Annotated in this window: 3 protein-coding genes and 1 pseudogene; 1 reads left to right on the top strand and 3 read right to left on the bottom strand. The window is 66.7% G+C overall.

Annotated elements, in window-relative coordinates; translation table 11 throughout:
• A partial coding sequence (locus tag VKI00_RS24000) for an FIST signal transduction protein (RefSeq protein WP_324441944.1) occupies positions 1-930 on the top strand: 930 nt, incomplete at its 5' end.
• Positions 931-940: 10 nt separating this feature from the next.
• On the opposite strand, the pseudogene VKI00_RS23995 reads toward VKI00_RS24000, so the two are convergent.
• From VKI00_RS23995 to VKI00_RS23985, 3 genes and pseudogenes are all read right to left on the bottom strand, one after another.
• Positions 941-1,083: pseudogene (locus VKI00_RS23995) on the bottom strand (phosphomethylpyrimidine synthase ThiC); the annotation flags it as partial.
• Between the two features lie 200 nt (positions 1,084-1,283).
• Positions 1,284-2,243, bottom strand: a complete 960-nt coding sequence (locus VKI00_RS23990; protein WP_324441942.1) for an alpha/beta hydrolase — start codon at positions 2,241-2,243, stop codon at positions 1,284-1,286.
• Positions 2,244-2,496: 253 nt separating this feature from the next.
• Positions 2,497-2,685, bottom strand: a complete 189-nt coding sequence (locus VKI00_RS23985; protein ID WP_324441946.1) for a GMC oxidoreductase — start codon at positions 2,683-2,685, stop codon at positions 2,497-2,499.
• Positions 2,686-2,719: the final 34 nt, after the last annotated feature.

The following is a 2,719-nucleotide window of genomic DNA, read 5'->3' as shown; positions in this document are numbered from 1 at the left end:
GAGATAGAGGACGAGCCCGCGGTCGCGGTGTGGCTGGCGTCCGGCCTGGCCGCCGAGACGTTCCAGCTGGACTTCGTCCGCACCGGCTCGGGTGGCCTGCTCACCGGTTACCGGTTCGACCGGACCGCGCACGATCTGCATCTGCTGCTGCCGGACCCGTACACATTCCCGTCGAGCTTGCTCATCGAGCACCTCAACACCGACCTGCCGGGAACGACCGTGCTGGGCGGCGTGGTGAGCGGTGCGCGGGGACCGGGCGACACCCGGCTGTTCCGCGACCACGGCGTGCTCACCTCCGGCCTCGTCGGCGTGCGCCTGCCCGGCATGCACGCTATCCCGATCGTGTCGCAGGGCTGCCGGCCGATCGGCCACCCATACATCGTCACCGGCGCGGACGGCGCGCAGATCACCGAGCTGGGCGGCCGACCGCCGCTGCAGCGGCTGCGTGAGATCGTCGAGGGGCTGCCGCCCGGCGAGCAGGAACTGGTCAGCCACGGCCTGCAGATCGGCATCGTCGTCGACGAGCACCTGGCGGCTCCGGGTCAGGGCGACTTCCTGATCCGCGGGCTGCTCGGAACCGACCCTTCGACCGAGGCGATCGAGATCGGCGACGTTGTCGAGGTCGGAGCGACCGTGCAGTTCCAGGTCCGTGACGCAGCGGGGGCCGACAAGGACCTGCGCCTGGCCGTAGAGCGGGCGGGAGCGCAGCTGCCCGGACGTCCGGTTGGCGCGCTGTTGTTCACCTGCAACGGACGTGGGCGGCGGATGTTCGGGGTCGCCGACCATGACGCGTCGACCATCGAGGAACTCCTTGGTGGGATTCCGCTCGCCGGCTTCTTCGCCGCCGGGGAGATCGGCCCGATCGCGGGCCGCAACGCGTTGCACGGATTTACCGCGTCGATGGCGCTGTTCATCGAAGACGCTGACTGAGCCTGTACCTGAACGACCGAGCGTTGTCGGGGTCGAGCGACAGCGCGAACTGGTCGTTCCAGCGGAACTCGAACCTCGCGGTCGACAGCGTGTCGTCGCGCTGCTGCCCCTGGGTGGCCCTTGGCAAGGGTCGGCGGCGTGCGCGGCGATCTCCGGTGAGCTTGGTGCTGCTCATGCCACGGCCGAGATCGACGGTAGCGCGACAAAGTGCGAGAGCAGATGTCGCTAACGTCGATCTCGGAGACTCTCAGGCGCCGAGCGACTCAGCAGCTAACCGTCGCGCCAGACGGAGGCGGTCCGCCGTTGGATGTCATACACGTCCCCAAGACGACGTGAGCAGCCGGAGAGCTGTTTCATCGATTGTCCTCAACTGGTGCGGTCATGTTTCCGGCGCCGGTGGCGCCAAGTTCGCGGCGATCCAGCCAGCGCGACACGGCGTGGATTACTGCGTCGGGATCCTCGAGCTGTGGTGTATGTCCGACGTCATGGAGAATCTCGGTGTCCCACTTGGGATTAGCGGCGGCCGCTATGCGCGCGGCGGCGACGGGCACCAGCCGATCCCGATCGCCGTGGATGAGCAGCACCGGCTGCACAATCGACCTCATCGTCTTCTTGAAATGACGCGGCCTGAGACCGGCCCGGACTATTGACCGTGCGGCCTGCAGGAAGGCGGCATCCTGGGAGGGCATATGGCGGCGACGGTGTGCGACGAGTTCGGTGGAGGCGTCCATCACCGCCGGGGAGCTTCGGCGAGGATCGGCAAAGCACAGGTTCACGACTCGTTCGACGAGCTCGCGGTCGGTTCTGGATCGTCTGCTGATGTCTATGAAGGCCTCACCGACGCCGGGAAGGGCGTACATCAGGAACTGTGCGGCGACCTGGGGGTCGGGAACCTCCGCGGGTCGTGGCAGTGCCGGATCGACAAGTACTACCGCGGCGACCGCCTGCGGGGTGGCGGCCGACTCCAGGATCGTGACGGCACCGCCCATCGAGTTGCCCATCAAAATGACTGGGCCGCCGAGGGTTTCGTTGATGAAGCGGTCGAGTACCTTCCTGTTGGCTTCGATGGTGGTCCTTCTGCCCGCGGCAGGTGAGAACCCGAATCCGGGCAGGTCGATGGCGATCACTCTGTTGCGCTCGGCCAGCGGTCCGCCGATCCTGACCCAATTCAGGTGTGAGCCACCCAATCCGTGCACCATGACGATGGGCGGAACCCCCACCGGCCCGCCGAAGTCCACCCAGTGCACCGGTCCGGCGATGTCGCTGAAGTGACTGGCGCCTCCCCAGGGCTGCGCGAGTTGCGGTTGCATCATCTAGTCGTTCCTACTCGCTAGTCGCGCTGACGAGGCGTACCGCCAACTCGGAGTAGAGCTTGGCCACTGCTTCGGGATGGGCGTAGCGCGCTGTCGGGAACCACCGGCAGACGTCGTCACACAGTGAAACGATGGCAAGGGTGACGCCCTAGCCGTCCGGAACCGCAAAAGACCCGTCGGCGACGCCGGCTTCCACGATCTCCCGCACATGCCGCGTCAGGTTAACAGCACACAATAAGTACTGCGGCAGGCGTCAAAGCTGGTTCAGCATGTTCGTCGCCGTGCGTCGCGCCAGTGCCATGACAGACACCATTGGATTCACCCCGGAGCAGCACGGCATCCCGCTGGCGTCAGCGATCCAGACCCCGGTCGTGTCGTGCAGCTCGCCATTGGGTTTCGCGACGCACGTCTGCGGGTCGCTGCCCAGCTTTGCGCTGCACATCTGGTGGGCACTGAACACCGGCGTGCCACCGGGG

Source organism: Mycobacterium sp., assembly GCF_035314665.1.
Taxonomy (GTDB): domain Bacteria; phylum Actinomycetota; class Actinomycetes; order Mycobacteriales; family Mycobacteriaceae; genus Mycobacterium.
This window is presented reverse-complemented; position numbering and strand designations above follow the sequence as displayed.